Origin of the sequence: Corynebacterium sp. HFH0082, assembly GCF_000411235.1 — a bacterium.
GTDB classification, from domain to species: domain Bacteria; phylum Actinomycetota; class Actinomycetes; order Mycobacteriales; family Mycobacteriaceae; genus Corynebacterium; species Corynebacterium jeikeium_D.
On sequence record NZ_KE150404.1, the window covers coordinates 691,852 to 714,010 of the forward strand.

The following is a 22,159-nucleotide window of genomic DNA, read 5'->3' on the forward strand; positions in this document are numbered from 1 at the left end:
GCCAGAGAAGCCGAGCAAGCCGACCAAGCCTGCTCAGCCAGAGAAGCCGAGCAAGCCGACTAAGCCCGCTCAGCCGGAAAAGCCGTCCAAGCCGAGCAAGCCTGCCCAGCCGGAAAAGCCGAACCACCCGAGCACCCCAGCGCAGTCTGAGGACAACCCAGCCATCACGACTACTGCCGGTATTGCCGGCAAGGCTCTGGTTGAAAAGGGTGCTGTCGTCATCGACACCGTGCACTTCACTGGCCTGAAGCCGGGCACGAAGTACACGTTGACCGGTGAGCTGATGTGCAAGGAGACGGGCAAGTCCACTGGCGCTAGGAGCCGCCTGCACTTTGTGCCGACGGCATCCGCCGGCACGGTTGATGTTCCGATCATCATCACCGACGGCGACTGCGCTTCTCAGGTTGCCTTCGAGACTCTGACCGATGCCAATGGCAAGGAAGTTGCTGTCCACAAGGACATCAACTCTGCGGAGCAGACTGTCACGAACGGCAAGACCCCGGAGAACACGCCATCTGAGCATCCAAAGGATGAGGGCAAGCAGAACACGCCTAACGACGATTCCTCTGCACCTACCAGCGACTCTGCCACCCCGACCACTGTGATTAATCAGCACTCGGAGCAGAACAACACCAACGTCACCATCATCGGTGGCACTGGCCAGGATAAGCAGAAGAACCACGGAAAGCCGTTGGCTCCGAACTCGGAACGACGTGCAATTAGTTCGGTTCCGTCTGGCCCGACCGGTTTGGCTACTCACGCTCTGCCGACGGTAGCCACCAACTAAGGAGATTCCATGACTGATCAGTTTGGCTCGGACGAGACCGGCAAGGAACCTGGAAACACACCAGGCATCGAACCGGAAACCGAAACTGGCGCACTCGACCACGTTGATCCGTTTGACCAGGCCGAAGACCCGGCCGACAGCCAAGTCGAAGACCTGCAGGACGTGCCTTGGTGGAAGCAGCCAAGGGTGTATATCGCCGCTATCGCATTAATCGGCGTTATCGCTCTGCTGGTGATTGCCCAACTGAACCGCAATGATTCAGCGCTCGATGGTGCGCAGGAGAATCTGCCCACTCCAGCACAGGGTTCTCGGGGAGCCGTGCACGAGATGGAGATGCTCATTGATGGTAAGTCGGCTCCGATTGATTTCGTTCAGCTGACTGATCAGGGATCTCTGATTCCGCCGACCGATATTTCGCGCCTTGGCTGGTATTCCGCCTCCGCGATTCCCGGTGAGGAAGGTGCTGCTGGATCGTCCGTCATTACCGGTCACGTCAATGAGGTGGACCAGGGCGATGGCTACGCTGCACGTTTCGCGGACCTGAAAGCTGGTGACACTGTCACGGTGAAGGTAGATGGCGAAAGCCGAGACTTCACCGTCAGCAAGGATCCAATCCAGGTGGTCAAGGGCGCCCAGATGCCCGAGGCTGTCAACGACGCAGTTGGTGAGAACCGCTTGGTCCTCATCACCTGCGGAGGCGAGTTCGTCGGCGGCACCTTGGGTTACGCCGACAACATCATCGTCGAGGCCACTCCAGTGCGCTAATCCAGTGCGCTAGATCAGAGCACTAGGGCGCTGGGGCTCAGCCTCAACTAGTTGACCAATTTCATTGGCTGTGGCTGTTGAACGCCGTCGAACAACGGCGGCGCCGACAGTCACAGAAAAACACAGAACAAATCTGCAGAAACCCTGCAGAAACACAGAAGATAAGGAAGTACCTATGAGCATGTTGAAGAAAACCGGTGTCTGGGGTGTGGGCGCACTCGTGCTTGCCGCTCCGGTTGCCACTGCCGCACAGGCAGTAGCTGCACCTGCAAACTCTGCTGACACTGCAGTTGTCGCTCCGGGCAAGGGTGGGTTCCTCCACTCGGGCAAGCTAGCCGTCAACCGCTACGTCTTCGAGCTTGAGCACCGCGATGGCAAGGACTACGTCAACATCACCTTCACCGGCGATCACAGCGCTGACGTGCAGATCATGCCGGATGGCATGACCCCTGAGGGCAAGAAGAAGGTCGACCAGATTGGTGACGTCCTCAAGCTCAACGGCTACAACGATGTTCACTACTGGGCGGTTCTCTAAACGTCCCCTGTGACGCCGAAGCGCGCCCCGTGTCGCTTACTGTCTCTGCGCTTTTACAGGTCCTAGCACAAGGCGGTGGGTCGCGGGGCGTTTCTTGGTTTTTTGATGGTGTCCTTTTGCTTTCGCTTGACGACGTTGTCGTGACAGCAAATACGAGAAGGTTGATGAGCCCTCATTTGCCCGGCGTGGGCTGCGACGATAGCGGTAGGGGGTAAAAGCTATTGATACAAACCAACTGGTTAGCCCTGATTGGGGGGAGGGGGATAAATCGCGGAAATCTTTACGCTTTTTTGGGTGAATGAGCAAAAGCCCGTCGCGAACAGTGCAAAGAGCTATCGCGGAGGTAGTACGAAGTGTGAATGCGAAGGGTTTTCATGCCTAGGTGTCGCGGCCCGTTCTCCTTGGGGGTATCGGCCAGATGCTTAAGCGGTTAAGTTATTTATAAGCGGTTCACTGAGCGCTGTTAACCGAGCAAGCAATGAGCTTGAGCTGCAATGTTTATACATTCAAACATTAAAGTTCATAACGCTTAGGCTTAAAAGGTTAGACAGACTGGTCTTTTTCTTAAGGAAAATCTCAGTTTTGGCAAGTCGGGGAACGTTGGTGTCGCCGTCTGGAGTGAATCGCGAGACGTATTGAAGCGTGTCGCTTCATTTTGGACTTCTGTAAAGGACCTGTTTTCGTGAATAAGTTCTCCCGTACCGCCCGCTCGGTAACTTTCGCTGCCATCGTCGGTCTGTCGATGGGTGTCTCCGCCCCGGCTGCAATCGCTCAGGACACTTCCATCAACCAGGCTGCCGGGGACTCCCCACTGGTGAATAAGAACGCCAAGGGCTCGCTCACCATTCACAAGTTCGGTAACCCGACCAGCGAAGGCCAGCCGTCTGGTACCGAAGCTGATGTCGAGGACGTTAAGGCCAACGGTGGTAAGGTGCTTGAGGGTGTCGGCTTTACCGTCTACAAGATCAACAAGACTGCAGATGGCGCTACCCCCATCGATGTCACCACCAACGAGGGTCTGCTGGCTGCTTCGAAGCTGAAGGCTGAAGACTTCTCCCAGGGCGCACAGCTGAAGGACGGCCTCCCGGCTGGAGTCCTCACCGAGGTCGCATCCGGTAAGACCGGCCCAGACGGCAAGTGGGTCGTTTCCCAGAATCTTGACCTCGGTGCTTACCTGGTTGTTGAGACCGGTCCGAAGGAAGGCTACGACCCGGCTGTTCCGTTCATCGCTTTCGTTCCGATGACCGCGGATAACGGTGGGGATAACCAGGGCACTAGCTGGAACTACGATGTCCACGCGTTCCCGAAGAACTACAAGGACGAAGAGCCGACCAAGACCGTCAAGGACAAGGACCAGAACGCTGGTGATAAGAACCTTGTCTACACCGTCACAGGTACTGCTCGCCAGCTGAAGCCGAACACGGAGCGCACCCAGTTCCAGATCACTGACCAGATTGACTCGAAGCTGGAAATCACCGACGTGAAGGTGACGGTCGCTGGCCAGGAGATCCAGCCGACGCAGGATGTTGATGGGAAGTTCTTCGAGGGCAACAAGGTCGACGTCGCCCTGAAGCCAGAAGTTGCAAATACTCTCAAGGCCGGTGACAAGGTCGTCGTTACCATCACCACCAAGCTGAAGCCTGAGTTCGCGAAGGATACCGATATCGCGCCGAACAAGGCTCTGGTCTTCCAGAACAACCCGGATGGTACCGAAAACTCCACTCCGAAGGAGACTCCGGAGGTCAAGACCTACTGGGGTGGCCTGCAGTTCAAGAAGGTCGATGGCAACCGCAAGGGTCTGGAAGGCGCCGAGTTCCAGATTGTCCGCCAGGAGGCTGGCAAGCAGTGCTCCGAAATTGACACCACCAAGAAGGATTCCTGGACTCCGGTAAACGGTCAGCAGGGCGGCGAAATTAAGACCACCTTCGTCTCTGGCCAGGACGGTATCGTCAAGATTACCGGTCTTCACGTCAACGACTTCGAAGACAATGCTGAGGTTGCCGCTGATGACCAGTCCCACTACTGCCTGATTGAGACCAAGGCTCCGAAGGGCAAGGAGCTGCTGCCGGAGGCACTCGAGTTCAAGCTGGTTGCTACCTCGACTGACCCGGAGCGCGTCTACAAGCTGGCTTCCGTCCAGGTCGGCGCTAACCCGGGTGAGGTCGTTAACTCCGACGACACTACCCCGAACCTGCCGATGACCGGTGGTGCCGGTATTGGCATCCTGGCTGCTATCGGTGCAGCTATCGTCGCAGCTGGTGCATGGTTCGCCCGCCGCGGTTCCAAGAACTAAACCCGAGTAAAGGCTCGGTCACTGGAGCTCTTTAGCTCCAGTGTTGCGGGAATAGCGTGCGTTCAACAGCGCACGCCATTCCTGTAGTTTGCGCATCACTGAAATTACTGTTGCGGCCTTTCGATGTGCTCTTTTTCAACAGCAGGCATTCCCATGCCGGTGAGAAAGAGAAAGGCCACATCCCTTTTTGATTGACTTCTTGGGAGTTCCTCCGTGGGTAAACACTCTGCGTCGACTCTGACGCGGGACGCATCAGCTGAGCAGCCTAATCAGCCTGAGCAGGCGAAAAAGAACAGCATGGTTCTCCCCGCAATTCTGGTGATTGTGGGTTTACTTGTGATGCTGTACCCGGTTGTCTCCACGGCATTGAATAACTACGGCACCTCTAAGGCGGCCAAAGAGTTCGCCAAGCTGGAGAAGTCCGTACCCCAAGAAGTTAAAGATGAACAGTGGGAGCGTGCTCATTCTTACAATGAGCGCCACACCACCGGCCCGATTCTGGACCCGTGGCTTAACGAAATTAATGACCACAACCCTGAGTACGCCGCTTATCTCGATCAGCTAAACGCTACCGACGTGATGGCGCGTCTAATCTTCCCAGAGATTAAGGCCGACCTGCCGATCTACCACGGCACCAGCGATGAGGTGCTCGCTAAGGGGCTCGGACACCTATACGGATCCGATCTTCCAGTCGGCGGTGTTGGAACCCACTCCATCATTACCGGTCATACCGGACTTACTAACGTAACGCTCTTCGATAACCTGCGGAAAGCAAAAGAGGGAGACGCCTTCTATATCCAGGTCGCAGGTCACAAGCTGAAGTACGAGATTGATCAAATCAAGGTTGTACTTCCGCATGAGACCGATGATCTTCGTCCCATTGAAGGCCAGGACTACATCACCCTCATCACTTGCACTCCTTACGGAATCAACACGCACCGTCTGCTAGTGCGTGGGCACCAAGTGTCGATGGATCCGTCGGAAAGCAATGTCTTCGACCAAACGCACGGAGCTGGATGGCAGTGGTGGATGTACGCCCTGCTTGTAACAGTGCTTGTGCTTGGCGCAGGCTTTGCGTGGTGGCTCTGGCGCCAGCGCCTCGACGCCGACGAAGAGCTTGACGACGACGCTGAGAACGCGGACGTCGAGACTGCTGATGGCGACGCAGACAGCGATGAACTCGCTGACGGCAGCGAATCGGCATCCGAGGATAATAACAACACTTCGTGGTGGGAAAACGACAATGAATAAATATTTGACATCCACCTGGAACCGGATAGCTGCGTTCTTAGCTGCCTGCGCTCTGGTTGCAGTGATGGGTGCAATCGGCGCGAATGACGCCAACGCGGCCAGGATTGTTGGACGCGTGGACGCTCCAGGCGTTTCAGCAACAAGCGGCACTGACATTGTGCGAATTACCTTGAGCCCAGGAAACCCGGACGATGATAATTCGACGGCGTCGGGCTCTATTTCTGGCGTGACCATTCATCTGCATCGTCTTAAGGGAATTTCGCCGTCAAGCCAGCAGGACCGCGAGAAGGTGGAAAATGCCACCGCAGCTGAGCTTGCCGAGTGGCCAAAAGACCTCCACTTCAGCCAGGTCACTGACGAAAACGGCTCTGTTAAATTCAGTGACCTGCCGGAGGGTATTTACCTTGTGACCTCGACGGCTCCGAACGACAGTTATCGGGAGATCAACCCCTTCTTGGTATCGGTGCCTTTCTATGGCGCGGACTATGACTCCACTCCTGTAGAGGGAGTCATTGTGGCGAAGTCGCACAAGCCGGGGGAGACACCACCACCGTCGACGCCTCCGACCACTCCGCCGAAGACCCCTCCGACAACACCACCTGGAACTCCGCCGACTACGCCGGGCACATCGACCCCGCCGAAGACTCCTCCGACCACTCCGGGTGAACCGGGAACCTCGACGACCACTTCGACTACCTCCACGCCACCTGATGAGCCTGGTACCTCGACGCCTTCGGGCTCGTCGGGTTCATCCTCAAGCTCGGGAAGTAGCGGAGGATCCGGCTCCTTGGCGCTCACCGGTGTGCAGGTAGCAGGCCTGGTAGCTGCCGCTGCAGCACTAATCGGCGGAGGATTCGTCATTATCGCCGCTAGCAAGAAGAACTCAGAAAGTGGGAAGAACTAATGTTTTCGACAACATTCCGCTTGCCGGATTCAATGCGAACTACGCTTCGCATGTTCTTGGCCGCTTTGCTAGCGGTAGCTCTCGTTGTCAGCGGTCAGGCGTTTGCGCCCAATGCGCCACAGGCACAGGCGCAGACGGAGGTTATTCCGACGTCTCCGCCGAAGCATGAGTTTAACAAGATTAAGGTGCAGCCCAATCCGGGCGATGCAAAATTTGAGTTCACTATTGATAGCGACGCGACGATTGACAGTCTTCAGTTCAATGTTGGTGGATCAGAGTGGCTTAAGGGATATGAGCTAAGTATTAATGGCAGGACGATTCCGTCTCAGTTCGCCCCAAATATAGGGTCTGGTGCATCGAAAAAGGCACCGTTTGAAATTGTGCACAGCGGATTGAATCAAACGGTGAAAGCGGGCGATAAGATTAACTTAGTATTGAACTACAACAGTTCGACAGCAACTGGCAGCGTATCCGTCACCCTTCGCGGTACTCCCGACGGCTCTACTGAGCCCACCGGCCCAAGTGAGCCAACTGACCCGACGGAGCCTACCCAGCCGACAGAGCCAACTGAGCCCACCGAGCCCACCGAGCCGGAGAATCCGGAGCCAGAACCAGGAACGGTAACTCCTGCGGATCCGACCCTTGTTGATCCCGCGACTGCACCGGAGTGCGTGGAGAAGGCGTACATCAATATCCCGGACACCAAGGGTGTTGATTACTACCTCAACGCAGAGAAGAAGCCGGCTGGCCGGCACGTCTACGAGCAGAACAAGCCGGGTACAGTCAAGGTCACTGCAATGGCACAGTCGGGGTTTAAGCTTGCTCCGAACGCGCGTACCGAGTGGACTTTCAATCTAAGTGGTGAAGTTAAAGACTGCTCAAATTCTTCTGAAGATCCCAAGCCACCGGCTGTCGAAGGGCGTCACTTTGATGCCATCGGCCACGAGTTTGCAGTTAAAGCTGACCCAGTAGATCCGAAGAAGCCTAATGCCTTTACGGCTAAGGTGACTGAGGAATCTCACATGAAGTACGCAACCGTGCGTATCGAGACTGACGCGACCTTCTTGGATCCGCAGAAGTACAACCTCACTCTGGACCAGATTGAGCCAGGCGTAACTCTGCAGAAACGCAACGTCAATATTGGCAACGGCTTCATCACCATGGACGTTGTTCCGGTAAAGGATGGTAAGCCGGTTGACTCTGCCCTTGTACCGAAGGATGCGGTATTCACTTTCACTAATAATCTTTCGCAGAACAAGAATTTGAAGGTCACCCTCGATGTGTATGGAGAGAAAAAGGACGAGCCAAAACCACCGGAGATTATCTCGCCACCAGATGGAGCCAAATGGGTGCATGGGCGAGTCCCTAACCCGCCGATGCCACAGCGTTGTGGTCTGCGTATTGCTGTAGTAGCAGACCTTTCGACATCGCTCCGTTACGCAGATACTGATGGTTTCGAAGCATCTAAAAAGGCCGCGAATGCATTTATCGATTCCCTGCAGGGCACTCCAGCCGAGCTCGGCATCTATAACTTCGCAAGTGACGGTCCGGCTAATCAGGCTGGAACGACACACGGTCAGAACCCACCATATATTTCAATGCTGTCGGAGCAGGGCGTCCAGCGAGCAAAGGACGTAGTTAAGAACTGGAGCTATAACGCAAATAACAGTGCTACGAACTGGGAAGCGGGCCTGAAGCAGGTCAAGGATAACGACTACGACGTGGTGTACTTCATCACTGATGGTATGCCCACGACCTCCTCGACAATCAAGAGCAAGGGCATCGGTGGTGAATTCGTTCAGGCTAGTGCTCTCAACGACGCAATCAAAGCATCCAACGAACTCAAAGCTGCCGGTACCCGTGTTGTGCCGCTCATGGTCGACCTGACTCTTGGCGGGCGAAGCAGCCAACGCCCCGTTGTAACGAATGATCTGGTGCTCAAAGACGCCAAGCGCATTGGCTGGCAAGCAGATCCGGGACAAGCCCCAGGCCTCTACTACAAAATTCGAAGTGATCACCCGAAGGCTTCGCACGCCAATTACATCAACACCGACACCATGGCGAATCTGAAAATGGCGTACGACGCGGCAGGCAACCAGGCCCTGCAGGTGTTTGAACGGATGCCTAATGGGAGGTTAAACACAGTTACTTCGGACATGTCTAGGTGGACCTACGGTGCACGTGGTGTCAAGACCATGGGCGAGGATATCTCGGGCACTGGTGACACGGTGAGGGTGTCTAACTACAGCAATCTTGCGGAACAGATGAAAACAATCGCCCAAGACGTAACCACACGATGCAACGGTGTAGTGAAGGTCAAGAAGAGGATTGTCGATGAAAACGGCAAGGTTCTCGAAGACGGTGCCCCTGGTTGGGAGTTCACCCTGTCCGCAAATAACAATGTCATCGGTTCTGGTAATGGCCCGTTGGTTCACCAGTCGATGAAGGTGACCTCCGGTTCTGAATCCGATAAGGGTACTGCATCGTGGAACATCGAAAGCGAGAGGGAACAGTCGCTGGTTCTGACTGAAACGCAGAAGCAGGGCTACACCTTGTTCCGTCGCGGTGACACCTTGGATTCCACCGGTGACTACAACGCCGTATGTACTCAAACCCGCGACGGGAAAACCTCACCTCTCAAGGTGGAAAATGTGGGCGAGTTTGGTTTCCGTGTAAAGATGTCGGAATCCAATAAGGTCCTGTCTTCCATTTCCTGTGTTGTCGATAACTACGAAGCGCCGGACACCAAGCCAGGCAAGCTGACCTTGGAAAAGGCGGAGTACGTCGATGGTGAGGGAGTCAAGATTCTACCGGGGCTTGGTGGTGCAACCTTCGATATCTACCCCTCGGCTGGTGGTAAGCCGGATTTCAGTGGAGGACCGGTCTACACCATCACGCCTGATCAGAAGTCAATTGAAATCACTGAAACTGGCACTTTCTACCTTGTAGAAACGATGGCGCCGGCAGGACTTAGCCTGCTGCCAGAGCCAGTAGCTTTTGAAATCTCAATTGACCAAGAGACTAAGGAGTACACCGTCTCGGTGGTAGGCGGCAGTAGCCCGCTTATTAAGGCCGAAGGCTCCGGTGAACTCATGATCATGCAGGTGACCGACACCAAGACCGGTAAGCTGCCAAAGACCGGTGGAAACGGAGTCCTTCTCTGGACACTGTTTGGTGCGGTAATCGCAGCCTGCGGTTGGTTCTGGACTCGCCGCCAGCAGTCCTAATAACAAGAATGGGTTCTGTGCAGTCGCCTGCACAGAACCCATTGGGCCGCACAAAGAACAAGACTCGCGTCCCACCATCAGGAAGCCCTACGCAAACAAAGCCCTCTTACCAGGGTGAGTTAGCGGTGATATAGGAACCAAGCTGCTGCCCGTTCCCATCGATGATGTTCCAGGTAGTCGATACAACGCCGACAGCGCCTTTTTCCGGAACCCATACAGGGCCACCGGAATCGCCTCGTTGAGCGTGTACGTTCTGAACCTGTAGAGCGTTGTCCTCGATTTGGTATGCCTCGCGATCAGCGGCTAAACCGCAGGAAACTCTCCCCGTAGTGTTTCCGTATATGCAGACTGTCTCGCCTGTTTGAACATCTGTTGGGAATAGAGTCGAATCGCCCGAATACGAATTCTCACCTGCAGTAGCGGGGTCGTCAAGCGAGACAACTCCAATGTCGTTCCCTGTATCTAGTGAATGGTCATAGGTGGGAGACGGTTGGAATACTCCAATTTTCTGAAAGGTCCCATCCGTCACCGTGTCTCCATCTTGTCCACAATGCCCTGCGGTATAAATCTGAGAGTTGGTCTTGTCGACATAGCCGGCTGTACAGACACTAGCTTGCGGTCCATCAGCGTGAATGATGACAACTGGATCGCCTTGGTTGATGGTGGCCGCGTAGGCCGGTAGCCCGGTTGTAGCCGTGATAACGGCAGTGACAGTGAAAATCCATGAAGGTCTATTCATGGGGAAATCTGCTCCTCAGTGAGTCGGTCGGTGGCGGCCCAAAAACTGGTTGTGGCGTTTTCATGCCGCACATTGAAAAGCATTTCCTCAGGCTGGGTTTCCTAGAGGGCGAATACGAACGCGCATGGTGAGCGTCCAATCATCCCAAAGATGCGTAAAAACAAAGCTAATCTCGTCGAGAAAGATGGAACGTATGCGTGTCGGGCAGTTCATATACCTGTTTCGTATCGCGAATATAAGGAAATATATAAACCTATCAGTTAAGACAGAACCTACGCTCAAGTGGTCAATCATGCGCGATAGCGTTCTAAAAATGGGGTAGAAGAAAGGCCAACGCCCATCGGGGGGGGGGGCGGGGCTAAACAGCAGCCGAGTCGCCGCTGGCGCTGTCGCCGTCGTCAAGCGCGGCAACCAAATCGCGGTGCGCACGAGTTCCGATCGTGGTCGGCATTAACACACCGCTGAAACGTGGAATCTCGCTGTAAGTTGCCACTCGTTATACAAAGTTGTCGAATTTGTTAGCAAACGGCTGGCACGTGGGGTTCGTTCGTGATGCCAGAACGGGAAATGAGAGGTCATATCCTGCCGTCAAGCAGGGATAATCTAGAAATTACAGAGCTCTCCGTGATGCCGGGGAAGAAGGGTACATCAAGTCTGTAATCCAGTTTTCTAAGAGCCTTTCATAACGAAATCCCTGCTGGAGGGGCTCTCTCGCAGTCATGTATTCCTAGCCGCACTGCAGATTGCCTGTGGCGGCTATAGCATCGGCATTGTCCAGACATTTCGTCTACAACACTGAGAACAGGAACGGCACATCATGGCTGACAATGCAAAGAACACTGCTAAGAACACCCCGGCAACTCAGGCTGGCTCGGACTCCGCGAATAAGGGAACCGGCCACGGCCACACTTCTATCGACGACAGCGTCGTCTCCAAGATTGCCGGTATCGCTACCCGCGAGGTCTCCGGTGTCTATGACCTTGGCGGCGGCATGGATCGCTTCGCTGGCTCCGTCCGTGAGTTTGTTTCCGGCGGCAGCGCCAACGTATCCCAGGGAATTGCTGTTGAGGTCGGCGAGCGCCAGGCTGCAGTCGACGTCACCATCATTGCCGAGTACGGCGTTGCCATCCATGAACTGGCTGAGGCTATCCGTCAGAACGTCATTAGCTCCGTTGAGCGTATGACCGGCCTCGAGGTCACTGAAGTCAATGTCGATGTTTCCGATGTTCACACCGACTACCAGACCCCGCAGGAGCGCGAAGAAGAGGCCGCTAAGCAGCGCGAAGAGCAGCGCAAGGCCATCGCGGCTGCTAACGAGCCCAAGGAACAGCCACGCGTCCAGTAGTTGACAACTATTGCGCGTCGGAGCAGGGCAGGATGGGTAGTTAGGCCCGTATAAAGGGGAATTTCATGTTCGATAATTACACAAAGACCTTCGCGACGATTGCCGTTGTCCTGTGCTTCGCCGCAATGATTGGTGGTTTCACGGGTTTTCTTGCGGTTATTGCCTTCGGAGTTCTGGCCGGTGCAGCCGGTGCGGTACTCGATGGCAAAATCGATGCGCCCGAACTCAACCGTAAGTTCAACCGAGGAGGCCGCCGACGGTGACTATCCACGTTCCAGCAACGCGTGGCACCACCGTCGTAAGCGAAAAGGCAATCCGCCGCATCGTAGAGATGGCCGTGCGCGCGGTTCCCGGCACCCTCGACCAATCCCGTGTGCTAGGGCGCGACTATCCAATTGTCTCTATCGATAGTGCGATTGCCCCTAGTTCTGCCACGACCAATGCCGTTAGTGCAGTTCGAGTCGCAGTTCGCGCCGTTGCATCATGGCCGGCGCCGACAGCGGAAATTGCGGTGCGCATTCGTTCAAGCGTCGCCGCCTGGCTCGCTGATATGGCCGGTCTTGAAAATGTCACCGTCGATGTTGACATCGACAGCGTCGAACCCGGGCACGTGCGTGTCACCCGACAGGACTTAGCGTACTTTTCAGATCACCCGCAGTTGACACCTGTCCGGGTGAACCAGCAGGTAGTAACCGCACCGCAGGTGCGGCGGGTCCCAGAAGTGCGGTCTATCGCCGTGCCGACGCCGCAGCCAGTGCGCAGTATTTCAGTACCGCAGCCACAGTCAGTGCGTAGCATTCAGCCGGTGACACCGCAGCTGGTACGCAGCGTTACTCCGCCGCGTCCAGAACGAGTACGCAGTGTCCCAGCACCTGCTCCACAACCGATGCGCTTTGTCATGCAGCCGAAGCCGCAACCAGCTGTGGCTATTAAGGCACCAAAGCCGCAACCGGCCCGTCGCGTTGTTGCGCCACCGCCGTTACCAGTGACTCGCACCTCGGCGCCGAAGCCGGTACAGGTGCGTCGCACACCAACTCCACGGCCAATACAGCTGCGAAAAGTCGCAGCACCAAAGCCGAAGTCCTTGGTGCAGGTGAGTGTCCCCCGGCAACCAAAGCTGCGTCCGGTACGAGTGCCGTCGCCACGCACAATTAACGTTAAGACGCCACGACCAGCACTACTACGGCCGGTTAAAGTGCCGCGTCCAACCCGGTTGAAACAGGTTCGCGCACCACGACAGGAGCAGCTGCGCCCGGTATCCGTGCCACAACCACGTACCGTGGTGGTAAGCACGCCAGAGCCGCGCCCACTGAAAAAGATTGAGGTGACACCCTATGACGCCGACTGAGAGGTCATCGGCCGCGGTGGTCTCGGACGAGTCAGTCGAAACTCGCCAGGGACGTGACCCGCGTCAATCACCAAAGGTCCGCGGGCTGGGAGTTTTCGCCGGTCTGTTGATGATTGCAGCGGCCATTGTCGCAGGTAGAGAAGCAATCATTAGCGCCAATAGCTCAGGTGACACCTCATGGTTACAACCGGTATTCGACTGGTTCAGCAACCCACAGGGCTCAGCCGCGTCGTGGGTGCTGCTTCTCGTCGGAATCCTAGCTGCAATCTATGGGCTGGGACAGCTCATCGCAGTGTTTCTTCCTGCCCCGCGTCGGTATGTACGCGTCGATGACGATGGCAACCTGCCAGTGTGGATGCACAAGTCTGACTACCAAGAACTCCACAATGGCACGGCACTTGCTTCCGGAGTTCGCGGCGAATACGAAGGTGATGACAAGTGAAAACATCAGTAAGCGTATTCGACCGAATTGTGCTGTTTCTTTTCTCAGCACTGCTACTGCTGGTAGCAACATGGGCAATTGCGAGCTACTTCGACGTCGCCCCCGCACAGTGGCTTCATGACTCCGGACGGATGGACTCCTGGGGAAAAATACCTGAGCAAAGCTGGTATGTTCCCGTCCTCGGTGTGGTCACAGCGGTTCTAGCGGTCGTCGGCTGTATCTTGGTGGTCGCTAATCTGCGCTCGCACCGGTTCAGCACCGTCGCCGCAGCGGAATCACAAGAAAAACTGGGAGAGATCTCGCTGCCGGTCGCCGACGTTGCCGATGCGGTGTGCACCGATCTAGAGCGCAACGCACACATTAATCAGGCGGATTCGCGGGTCTACCGCGATAATGGAATTCCTACCTTGGAAGTGACTGTGGCAATGTCGCCGCACGCGAGCCTCCCCGCTGTTGTAGCTGCCCTGAAAAACGCGGAGCGTGATATGCGGGATGCCATCGGGCATGCTGATATCGCCTCGACTTACAAAATCGAGCTGGACCGTTAGTCAGCTAGTCAGCTTCGCGGGGAGACAACCTAGATCGGCCAGCTGGGTGCGCTGGCCGGAGGGAGCTAAACAGCAGCAGAGTCGCCGGTGGCACTATCGCCGTCGTCAAGCGCGGCAACCAAATCCCGGCGCGCACGAGCGACACGGGAGCGAATGGTTCCCACACGACACCCTGCGATTTCCGCGGCCTCCGCGTAGGAGTACCCCAGCACCTGCGTCAGAATGAGTGCCTCGCGGCGTTCCTCCGGCAGCTGCTCCAGTAGCACGCGGGCATCAGCGAGCTCAGACCAGGACTCGCCGGTTGTGAACTGCTCGGCAGCGTTTTCCACTTCCATCGCGGACTTCTTCGGGCGTGCCGAATCATGGCGGACCGAATCCACCCACACGCGCCGGGCCAGCGACAATAGCCAGGTACGGGCAGAAGAACGCGCCGCAAAGCGGGGAAGCGCCCCCATCACGCGCAGATACGTCTCCTGCGTTAAATCATCCGCGGCATCAACGCCGCCCAGATGCGCGACCAGACGCCACACGTCCTTCTGCGTCAGCCGCACGAACTCCGTCAGCGCAGCCTGATCACCGCGGCCGGCTTTCAGCGCCAGCTGCGTGATGTATTCGTCATTAGAGACGAGGCGTGCGGGAGTCATGGACATAGCTTAGCAACTTAAAACCTAAAGATAATTCGCCTGTCTGCACGTGACCTCACCTGCAAAAAGCAGGCGGCGACGCAGCCAGGCGAACTAAGGGCTGAAAAGCTAGAAGCGGATGGCGTCGATGGGCTTGACGCGGACGGCAATAGTGGCCGGGATGATACCTGCCAGTGCGCCCACAAATGTCGCGACCAGCACGCCGATCACAGCGGCCGTGACGGGGTAGGCCACGGCACCGGTCTCCAGCGGCAGCGCCAGCATCTTATCCAGCGGCAGTTGCTTGACCGTGATGATAGAGGCAATCACGCCAACCACACCCGCCACCGTCGTGGCGACAATCGACTCCAGGAACACAGAGATAAAGATCCTGCCTGCCGACGCGCCCATTGCGCGACGAATACCAATCTCACGGACGCGGTGGCCAATGGTGACAATCGAGACCGTGAGCAGCCCCAATGCGCCAAGCGCAATCACAATGCCACCGATAATGCCCAGCGCAGTGGTGATGGTGTTATTCATCTCCTGGGAAATCTGCGTGTCCTTCTCCGACAGGGAGGTATTCACCTTCCAGCTGGGGCCGAGCTCCGCCTGGAAAATGTTGTGCAGCGCCTTCTGGTTCTCCTTTGCGGATTCTTCAGGCGTCGCGACGAGAAGTTGCGGCTCACCCACCTGTCCTTCGTAGCCGGCGTTGAGGAAGGAATCGTAGTGCGTGACAATGCTCGGGGCGTCCCATGAACCCAGAGACTTATACACTCCCACCACGGTGAAGGTGGTGTTACCCGTTTCCTTCAACCTGAAGGTTGGATGGTCGGCTAGCGCTGGGTTGCCCAGACTTTCGTAGAACTGGTCGTTGACCACCACGGGGTTCATCAAGCGCTGCCCATCGGCATCTTCCAAACGACGTCCCTGCACGATGGTGCGGGCGTAGATATCGAACCAACCGGGGTCAGCGGCGATCAGCTCGGGAGTACCTGGCGAAAAACACTCGTAATCATCCGGAGCGCAGTCATCCATATTTTGCTCGGGTGTCGCTGGCTGCATGCGAACTCGGGACCACAAGTTGGCATGGGTGGTCTTCACCAGGCGATGCGTGGCAGTGGAAAAGGCGTCATTGATAGACCCGTCCGGGTTGAGGACGCTCAAATCGTCCGGACCGTTTCCGCCGGTGCCCTCGCCGCCGAAGCTTCCAAAGCTATCGGCCATTGTGCCGGCGCTGCCGTCGCCGAAGCCGCTGTCGCCGAAGTTACTGCCTTCCTCGGAATCGGAGCTACCCGCTCCGGCAGTCAAAGTGACCGTTCCGGCGACACCCGTGCTCTGCGCGGTTACCGCATCCTGAGAGCTGGTGAGAATATTGCCAAGTGCAATAACCGTGGTCATCGCCCACACTGCGGCAGCCACACTGACCAGCGACAGCATGATGCGGCCACGGTTAATGCGCAGCTCATGCCACGCCTCCAGCAGAGCGCCGAGATAAGGCGTTGCTGCATAGAGGAAGGAAGGCCGTGACTTCGATTCGGTTTCATTATTCGTCGTCATCAGCAGCCTCCTCGGAGCCTTGCATAGCGTTGGCAGCAGATAGTAGGACGGAGTCGGCGTGCAACTGACCGTCGCGAAGCTCAAGCACCCGATCGCCGCGCTCGGCGACCTCTAAATCGTGCGTAATCAGAATCAACGCAGCGTTGTTTTCCGCCGCGACTTCTTCGAGCAGATTCATAACGATCTTGCCGGTGTCGACATCGAGCGCACCGGTGGGCTCATCGGCAAGAATGAGCTGCGGTTGGCGCACGAGCGCGCGGGCAATAGCCACACGCTGCTGTTCACCGCCCGAAAGCTGCGAAGGCGTGGCCTCTAGGCGGTCCCCCAGGCCGACGCGCTCCAGCATCGCGGCGGCGAGCTCGGTGCGATTCCAAAACTTCTCACCTCGGTCGTACATCAGCGGAACCTCAACGTTTTCCAGCGTGGTGCGGGAGGGGAAGAGGTTGAACTGTTGGAAGACGAATCCCAAATTATCGCCTCGGAGCGCAGCGCGTTTCCTGTCCGACAAAGTGGAAATATCAGTGCCGTCGAACGTGTAGGTGCCGGAGTCTGGCAAATCGAGCATGCCAATGATGTTCAGCAGCGTTGACTTACCCGAACCTGACTGGCCGACAATGCTGAGGTGCTCGCCGCGGGGCACTTCGAGGTCGATGCCTTTCAAAATAGGCAGCTCCTCGCCGTTGGGGAGCGTCACTGTTCGAGTGACTGCGGTCAAACTAAGCATGGCGCGGGCCTACTTTTCAGAGCCAGCGTCATCGCCGGACTCATCGAAGCCAGTGTCGCTGCCATCACCAGCGCCGGTGCCGGTGTCAGTGCCGTCGCCGGCGGACTCATCCTTGTAGGAAGGTACGTACTCCAAGACCTGCTGGCCTTCCTTCAGGCCGCGCTTGATCTCAATGAAAGTGCCATCGTTGGCGCCCAGTTCAACCTTGATTTTGGTGGGCTTTCCGCCGTCCTTAGCCGGAGCGTAGACGACACCTTCGCGGAAGCGTCCCTCCACGGCGGTCACCGGCAGTGCCGGGACCTCCGAGGTGGTGCCACTGCCAAGAATCAGCGTGGCAGGAACACCTTCGTAGACGGTCTGATCTGCGGGAATGTCACAGCGCAGCTGTGGGCCGCCCGAGGAATTTCCAGCAGCGGCGGCGCCCATGCCAGCGCCATCCCCGGCGCCAGTGTTCTGCGAGCCCGCGCTACTTCCCGTGACGGTCTTCACCGAATCGCACAAAAACGGTGCCGGGCCATCGGTGATAGCGAGGCGGCCATTGTTAATCGAGTCTCCCAGCGTGTACAGCTGGCTCGGCTTAATAGGTGCTACGGCGTGGAAGCTATTCGGCGAAATCGTGCCAATTTCCTGGCCAATCTCGACCGTCTGGCCAATGACGATATCCCACTGCACAGTGCCAGAAGCCTTAGCGGTGATGTTGCCCCAAGTCACGGTAGTTTCGGGTGCGGCGGCTGCGGCGCTTTCATCATCGGAATCCGCGCCGCCGGAGGTGCTGGCAGTCTCGGACACCGAGGTCTTCTTCACTTGGAGCAGGTTTTGCCCCTCTACGGCGTTGCCACCGCTGTTGACAAAGGCGTCAGTGATTTCACCAGACGCGTTGGCGCGGATCACCGTGGGCTCATCCGGGACGATGGTGGCAGACAGCTTCTGCGTGTTATTGATCCGCTGAGGGGATAGCTCCGTGGTGGGCTGGGAGAAATCACCGGTTGCTTGCGCATAGTCCTCGTCGTTAGCGGGGAAGAATGCGATCTTGAGAAGCGCAACGGTCGCCAGCAACGCCAGCGTGTACTTGAAGACTATGAGCGCTTTTGCGCCCCTCCCTTGTTTTTTCATGTCTGCAGAAGTATCCGATCAAAATCCAAATTGACAGCGTGGTACGCGAAAAATCCTACCCTCAACGCCTGCGGGCAGTGGTAGTGCTGGCTATACCTTTTATTCACTGCTGATAGGTATTGCATGAAAGCGCGGTAAGTGCTTTTCGACGGTCATTGTGTGTGGTTTTCGCGGAGGGAATTTTGCCCTTTTTAGGGCCGAGTGTTTGCGGCTGATACAGCGAACCTAATCGGACTAATAATTAAGGCCACATATCAATCGCGGGAGACTAATAGGAAAAATATGAAACTTCGTGTAGGGTGGAAAACGTCAGGGCATGTTGTGACTGCCATCTAGCCCCTGTCTTTAGGAGGAAATCCCCATGTCCAATCTCTATGAAGGTTCCAATGGTCCGACCACTCGCCTCAACGGTGCGCCGGTTCCTACAGAGCAGCACTCGCTAACCAATGGCCCACAGGGAGGTATTAACCTCCACGACATCCACCTGCTGGAAAAGCTCGCGCACTTCAACCGTGAGCGCATTCCGGAGCGCGTTGTTCACGCTAAGGGTGCAGGTGCTTTCGGTGAACTGACCATCACCGAGGATGTCTCCAAGTACACCAAGGCTGCAGTATTCCAGCCGAACACGGTCACGCCGATGCTGGCGCGATTCTCCACTGTCGCAGGTGAGCAGGGCTCCCCGGATGGCTGGCGTGACGTGCGCGGCTTTGCACTGAAGTTCTACACCGAAGAGGGCAACCTCGATATCGTGGGCAACAACACGCCAGTGTTCTTCATCCGCGATGGCATTAAGTTCCCGGACTTCATCCACTCTCAGAAGCGCCTGCCGGACACAGGTTTGCGCGACGCCAATATGCAGTGGGATTTCTGGACTGCCTCTCCGGAGTCCGCTCACCAGGTCACTTACTTGATGGGTGACCGCGGTATTCCGAAGGACTTCCGTCATATGGATGGCTTCGGTTCTCACACCTATCAGTGGATTAACGCTGAAGGGGAGCGTTTTTGGGTTAAGTACCACTTTAAGACTCGCCAGGGCTGGGAGTTCCTGACGGATGATGAAGCCGCCGAGCTGGTTGGCGAAAACACCGACCACGCTCGCCAGGATCTCTTCGAGGCGATTGAGCGCGGCGACTACCCAACCTGGGACGTCAAGGTGCAGATCATGCCTTACGACGAGGCCGCCAGCTACAAGGTGAACCCGTTCGACCTGACCAAGACCTGGTCTCAGAAGGACTACCCGCTGATTCCGGTCGGCCACTTCACTCTGAACCGCAATCCGGGCAACTTCTTTGCTGAGGTTGAGCAGGCCGCTTTCGCACCGTCGAATACGGTCCCGGGTGTCGGCTTCTCGCCGGACAAGATGCTGCTGGCGCGTGTGTTCTCCTACGCTGATGCGCACCGCTACCGCCTTGGCGTCAACAGCGATCAGCTGCCGGTGAACCAGTCTCGCTGCCCAGTGAATTCCTTCTCGCAGGATGGTGCGGCCACGTACTACTACTCGGATCCGAAGCTGCCGGTTCACGGCTCCAACGCCACCGCTCGCGGCCCGGAGGCCGATACTGAGGCTGCGGCTAAGGCCGCTGGTTGCCCAGTGCGCTCCGGTCACGCCGGCCAGGTCGATGCTGGTGCCTTTGGTCAGTGGGAGAGCGTGGGCGAAGAGTTCTACGCTGGCGCCTACGTGCAGCACCCTGAGGATGATGACTTCTCGCAGCCAGGCGACCTTGTTCGCAACGTGATGGACGATACCGAGCGCGATCGCTTGGCAAACAACATCGTCGGTGCCATGCAGGGTGTCTCCCCAGAGGTGGAGCAGCGTGTCTATCAGTACTGGGCCAACGTTGATTCCTGGCTCGGTGCCGAGGTGGAAAAGCGCTTTAAGGCAACGAAGTAAAGCAACCGCGTAGGGCTGTGCAGTAAAACCGCAGAGTAGAGCTGCACAGTCACGCGGTAGATCAAAGTAGGGTTAAGTAGCAAAAAGTGTGTCTGACTTTCAGCATTACTGCTGATTAGGCTGGGTAAATCGGGCGGATATAAGCATCAAGACCTTATATCCGCCCGATTAGTGTTCAATCCACCGGAATGGCACCCGCATGTGCTAATCGGGGGTTGGTGTGCTTTCCGGGTGAGTAAAAACAGACCACGATGCCCGATATGCGCTGGGCAAATGAAGAAAAACGGAACCACTTCTAAAGGCACAACCAGGTGGCGATGCAAGGACCCGAACTGCGGCAGTTCCACGACACGAACCCGCACCGACCGCACGCAGACCCGCGACTTTAAAGCCTTCGTCTCTTATGCCACCTCCACAGCAACGTTGTCTGAACTCGCCCAGCAACAAGGGGTAAGCCGTTGGACACTTGACCGCCGATTCAAACCGTTCTGGCTCATCGACATCCCCAACGACGGTGACCCACAGCGCATCTACGACCAGATCTTCATCGACGGTACCTACACCGCCGCCGGATGCTTGCTCGTCGCAGCCAGCCACGACCACGTCATCGCATGGCACTGGACCAAACACGAAACCGCCCACGCCTACACGCAGCTACTCCGCAAAATCGCTGAGCCGCTCTGCGTCGTCCTCGACGGCGGACAAGGCGCACTTACTGCGATTAAAGCCTGCTGGCCGAACGCGATAATCCAACGATGCCTCGTCCATGCGCAACGCGTCATCCGCCGCTACACCACATCACGACCACGCACCGACGCCGGCAAAGCCATCTACGCCCTGGCGTTGAAACTGACCCGTATCACCACACTCGACCAGGCACGGGAGTGGACGCTGCGTCTGCACGACTTCGGACAGGTATTCAAAGCATTCCTCAACGAGAAAACGCCCGTGTCAAAAGAGCGCCGCACACTCAACAACCAGTGGGAATGGACCCATCTGCGAGTTCGCAAGGCATACAACTCCCTGCTGCACCTCTCACGGAAAGGATGGCTGTTTACCTACCTGCAGCCACCACCGAATGCGCTTGAGCCTCAACGCTGGGCTTCAACGACAAACAGTCTGGAAGGCGGCATCAACGCCGGGCTCAAACGCATCGCCGACGCGCATCGCGGCAGGTCCGGGGAACGCCAACGAAAAATGCTCGAGTGGTACCTGCACTCGAAAACGCAACTGCCTGACGACCCATTAAAGATCGCCAGGCAGTGCAATTTCGGCCAAGATCAACTCGCCAAAGTCAACGATCTTGTCGAAGAAGACCACAACAAAGCCGACCATGAAACAGGCCGACCAGCCTTCTACGACAACGCTATCCCAACCGAGTACGAACACTCGATAGGAATCAGAAAAGGCCCCATGAAGTAACAAACGGTGTGCCCGCCCCGCAACACGCCGAGCGGACACACTTTTTGCTACTTAACCCTCAAAGTAAATAGAAAAGCGTTAGCCCTGCAAATGGTTGAACCATCTGCAGGGCTAACGCTTTATTTAAAACTTCTGTCTGTGCATGACAGCCACGGCTTTGTGGTTGCCTGCACGCCGGCCCGGTTTGGGCGGCTAAGGAACAACCCTAAGTGTGAGCTGTTTTAGGCACCGATGCCCGGCAGGCTCGGGGAGCCGTTGAAAAGCGACTTCGGAGCAGCTGCAGCCTCGTCGGCTTCTTCGGCGGACTCGGACACCTCTCGACCCTGTTCGGCAGCGTCGGAGACACTATCAGCCTCAACGCCGGAGACGTGGGTGGAGTTGTCGTTGTGGGTGGACTGATCGTTCGTGATGTTGATGTCCATGAAGTCGCGGCCGAACGGAGCGTTCCAGTCACCGGTTTCCAGGAGGGTCAGGTCACCATCGATGGTCGGGTTAATCTCGAAGGTGACGTTGACGGTCGGGCCGGAAGGCATTGCTTCCAGAACCTCAACGATAGGAGTGACGTCCATTTTTGGTGTTCCTTTTAGACAGTAACGAAATGAAGAATATCGGTTTTAACTGAACAATAAACCGCAGTCTTTA

Annotated in this window: 21 protein-coding genes; 14 read left to right on the plus strand and 7 right to left on the minus strand. The window is 56.7% G+C overall.

Translation table 11 applies throughout. The annotated features are described in order from the left end of the window. From HMPREF1206_RS11200 to HMPREF1206_RS02910, 7 genes are all read left to right on the plus strand, one after another. Positions 1 to 787: VaFE repeat-containing surface-anchored protein (locus HMPREF1206_RS11200; RefSeq protein ID WP_016421894.1), on the plus strand; the 787-nt coding region annotated here is incomplete at its 5' end. A gap of 9 nt (positions 788 to 796) precedes the next feature. Beyond that, positions 797 to 1,552, plus strand: a complete 756-nt coding sequence (locus HMPREF1206_RS02885) for a class F sortase (RefSeq protein ID WP_016421895.1) — start codon at positions 797 to 799, stop codon at positions 1,550 to 1,552. Between the two features lie 175 nt (positions 1,553 to 1,727). Continuing rightward, positions 1,728 to 2,087, plus strand: coding sequence for a hypothetical protein (locus HMPREF1206_RS02890; protein WP_016421896.1), 360 nt, complete (start codon positions 1,728 to 1,730; stop codon positions 2,085 to 2,087). Between the two features lie 682 nt (positions 2,088 to 2,769). Next, entirely contained in the window at positions 2,770 to 4,380 is a 1,611-nt protein-coding gene (locus HMPREF1206_RS02895; protein ID WP_016421897.1) for a SpaH/EbpB family LPXTG-anchored major pilin, read from the plus strand. Between the two features lie 237 nt (positions 4,381 to 4,617). Further along, complete coding sequence (locus HMPREF1206_RS02900) at positions 4,618 to 5,631, plus strand: class C sortase (RefSeq protein WP_231367216.1); 1,014 nt, start codon at positions 4,618 to 4,620, stop codon at positions 5,629 to 5,631. After that, complete coding sequence (locus tag HMPREF1206_RS02905) at positions 5,624 to 6,535, plus strand: SpaA isopeptide-forming pilin-related protein (RefSeq protein WP_016421899.1); 912 nt, start codon at positions 5,624 to 5,626, stop codon at positions 6,533 to 6,535. The genes HMPREF1206_RS02900 and HMPREF1206_RS02905 overlap by 8 nt, the downstream gene beginning before the upstream one ends. Further along, positions 6,535 to 9,762, plus strand: coding sequence for a SpaA isopeptide-forming pilin-related protein (locus HMPREF1206_RS02910; RefSeq protein ID WP_016421900.1), 3,228 nt, complete (start codon positions 6,535 to 6,537; stop codon positions 9,760 to 9,762). The genes HMPREF1206_RS02905 and HMPREF1206_RS02910 overlap by 1 nt, the downstream gene beginning before the upstream one ends. Positions 9,763 to 9,868: 106 nt before the next feature. On the opposite strand, the gene HMPREF1206_RS02915 is transcribed toward HMPREF1206_RS02910, so the two are convergent. Both HMPREF1206_RS02915 and HMPREF1206_RS11380 read right to left on the minus strand, forming a co-directional pair. Continuing rightward, positions 9,869 to 10,501, minus strand: coding sequence for a trypsin-like serine protease (locus HMPREF1206_RS02915; RefSeq protein WP_016421901.1), 633 nt, complete (start codon positions 10,499 to 10,501; stop codon positions 9,869 to 9,871). A 358-nt stretch (positions 10,502 to 10,859) separates the two neighbouring features. Then, complete coding sequence (locus tag HMPREF1206_RS11380; protein ID WP_255348479.1) at positions 10,860 to 10,994, minus strand: hypothetical protein; 135 nt, start codon at positions 10,992 to 10,994, stop codon at positions 10,860 to 10,862. Positions 10,995 to 11,318: 324 nt separating this feature from the next. Here HMPREF1206_RS11380 and HMPREF1206_RS02920 point away from each other — a divergent pair, with 324 nt between their 5' ends. The 5 genes from HMPREF1206_RS02920 to HMPREF1206_RS02940 all read left to right on the plus strand — a co-directional run bounded on the left by HMPREF1206_RS02920 (position 11,319) and on the right by HMPREF1206_RS02940 (position 14,184). Further along, complete coding sequence (locus tag HMPREF1206_RS02920; RefSeq protein ID WP_016421902.1) at positions 11,319 to 11,846, plus strand: Asp23/Gls24 family envelope stress response protein; 528 nt, start codon at positions 11,319 to 11,321, stop codon at positions 11,844 to 11,846. Between the two features lie 65 nt (positions 11,847 to 11,911). Next, entirely contained in the window at positions 11,912 to 12,109 is a 198-nt protein-coding gene (locus tag HMPREF1206_RS02925; protein WP_016421903.1) for a hypothetical protein, read from the plus strand. After that, positions 12,106 to 13,194: an Asp23/Gls24 family envelope stress response protein gene (locus HMPREF1206_RS02930; RefSeq protein WP_016421904.1), complete on the plus strand. Its 1,089-nt coding sequence runs from the start codon at positions 12,106 to 12,108 to the stop codon at positions 13,192 to 13,194. Before HMPREF1206_RS02925 ends, HMPREF1206_RS02930 begins: the two co-directional genes overlap by 4 nt. After that, complete coding sequence (locus tag HMPREF1206_RS02935) at positions 13,181 to 13,636, plus strand: hypothetical protein (RefSeq protein ID WP_016421905.1); 456 nt, start codon at positions 13,181 to 13,183, stop codon at positions 13,634 to 13,636. Before HMPREF1206_RS02930 ends, HMPREF1206_RS02935 begins: the two co-directional genes overlap by 14 nt. Further along, positions 13,633 to 14,184 (plus strand): alkaline shock response membrane anchor protein AmaP, encoded by a 552-nt coding sequence (locus tag HMPREF1206_RS02940; RefSeq protein WP_016421906.1) that lies wholly within the window; start codon positions 13,633 to 13,635, stop codon positions 14,182 to 14,184. Before HMPREF1206_RS02935 ends, HMPREF1206_RS02940 begins: the two co-directional genes overlap by 4 nt. 65 nt (positions 14,185 to 14,249) lie before the next feature. Here HMPREF1206_RS02940 and HMPREF1206_RS02945 read toward each other — a convergent pair whose 3' ends face one another. From HMPREF1206_RS02945 to HMPREF1206_RS02960, 4 genes are all read right to left on the minus strand, one after another. Beyond that, a complete protein-coding gene (locus HMPREF1206_RS02945) occupies positions 14,250 to 14,834 on the minus strand; it encodes an RNA polymerase sigma factor (protein WP_172620227.1) in 585 nt (194 codons plus the stop codon). 102 nt (positions 14,835 to 14,936) lie between these two features. Further along, entirely contained in the window at positions 14,937 to 16,367 is a 1,431-nt protein-coding gene (locus tag HMPREF1206_RS02950) for an ABC transporter permease (RefSeq protein ID WP_016421908.1), read from the minus strand. Then, positions 16,354 to 17,091, minus strand: coding sequence for an ABC transporter ATP-binding protein (locus HMPREF1206_RS02955; protein WP_016421909.1), 738 nt, complete (start codon positions 17,089 to 17,091; stop codon positions 16,354 to 16,356). The genes HMPREF1206_RS02950 and HMPREF1206_RS02955 overlap by 14 nt, the downstream gene beginning before the upstream one ends. A gap of 9 nt (positions 17,092 to 17,100) precedes the next feature. Further along, positions 17,101 to 18,204 carry a hypothetical protein gene (locus tag HMPREF1206_RS02960; RefSeq protein WP_016421910.1) on the minus strand — a complete coding sequence of 368 codons (1,104 nt, stop codon included), beginning with the start codon at positions 18,202 to 18,204 and terminating at the stop codon, positions 17,101 to 17,103. A 361-nt stretch (positions 18,205 to 18,565) separates the two neighbouring features. On the opposite strand from HMPREF1206_RS02960, the gene HMPREF1206_RS02965 reads away from it, so the two are divergent. After that, positions 18,566 to 20,095 (plus strand): catalase, encoded by a 1,530-nt coding sequence (locus HMPREF1206_RS02965; RefSeq protein WP_016421911.1) that lies wholly within the window; start codon positions 18,566 to 18,568, stop codon positions 20,093 to 20,095. Between the two features lie 231 nt (positions 20,096 to 20,326). Then, complete coding sequence (locus tag HMPREF1206_RS02970; RefSeq protein WP_162838042.1) at positions 20,327 to 21,517, plus strand: IS1249 family transposase; 1,191 nt, start codon at positions 20,327 to 20,329, stop codon at positions 21,515 to 21,517. A 221-nt stretch (positions 21,518 to 21,738) separates the two neighbouring features. Here the strand turns inward: HMPREF1206_RS02970 and HMPREF1206_RS02975 are convergent, their stop codons facing one another. Beyond that, a complete protein-coding gene (locus HMPREF1206_RS02975) occupies positions 21,739 to 22,086 on the minus strand; it encodes a hypothetical protein (protein ID WP_016421912.1) in 348 nt (115 codons plus the stop codon). Positions 22,087 to 22,159: the final 73 nt, after the last annotated feature.